The 764-nt window shown below is 67.4% G+C and carries 1 protein-coding gene and 1 pseudogene; both read left to right on the forward strand.

The genetic code is table 11. The features are described 5' to 3' along the window. Nucleotides 1-50 precede the first annotated feature (50 nt). Nucleotides 51-167 (forward strand): annotated as a pseudogene (locus tag ACFHPP_RS31250) (transposase); the annotation flags it as partial. A 47-nt stretch (nt 168-214) separates the two neighbouring features. Next, the gene (locus tag ACFHPP_RS31255; protein ID WP_437167114.1) at nt 215-748 is read left to right on the forward strand and encodes an IS5 family transposase; all 534 of its coding nucleotides are present in this window, start codon (nt 215-217) and stop codon (nt 746-748) included. Nucleotides 749-764: the final 16 nt, after the last annotated feature.

The following is a 764-nucleotide window of genomic DNA, read 5'->3' on the forward strand; positions in this document are numbered from 1 at the left end:
CGGGAGAGTTCTGGCTTTCGGACCGGCAGTGGGCTGCGATTGCGCCACTGCTGCCAGTCAATCAGCCTGGTGCACGGCGCGTCGACGACCGGCGTGTCATCAGCGGCATCGTGCATATGCTGAAGAATGGCGGGCGCTGGCAGGATTGCCCGACCTGCTACGGCCCGTCGACCACGATCTACAACCGCTATCACCGCTGGTCGGGGCGCGGCGTGTGGGCGGGCATGCTGTCCGCCCTGGTCGAGGCAACGCCGGGCGGGCTGCAACTGATCGACAGCACCACCGCCAAGGCGCACCGCTCGGCGGCAGGCGGAAAAGGGGGGCTGACCATCAGGCCATAGGCCGTTCGCGCGGCGGCAGGGGCACCAAGATCCACCTTGTCGTAGACGGGGCGGGCCGCATCCTCGCCTTCACCGTCACGCCAGGGCAGATGGGTGATCTGCGCCCCGCCCACGGCCTGTTGGCCAACCTGCCAGCCCCAGCTTTGTGTGCTGCCGATACCGCCTACGACAGCAACGGCCTGCGCCAGTTCCTGCTCGGGCGCGGCACCACGCCCGTCATCCCGAACAACCCCACCCGCAAAAACCCGCAGCCCTTCGACGCCCGCGCCTATAAAGCCCGCAACATCATCGAGCGCACCATCGGGCGGCTGAAAGACTGGCGCCGCATCCACACCCGCTACGACAAGCTCGCTGCCAACTTCGCCTCGGCCGTCGCCATCGCCGCCATCCTCATCGGATGGACCTGAATGAGTCTGGAGCCTA

The organism is Falsiroseomonas sp. E2-1-a20 (assembly GCF_051433195.1).
Taxonomy (GTDB): domain Bacteria; phylum Pseudomonadota; class Alphaproteobacteria; order Acetobacterales; family Acetobacteraceae; genus Falsiroseomonas.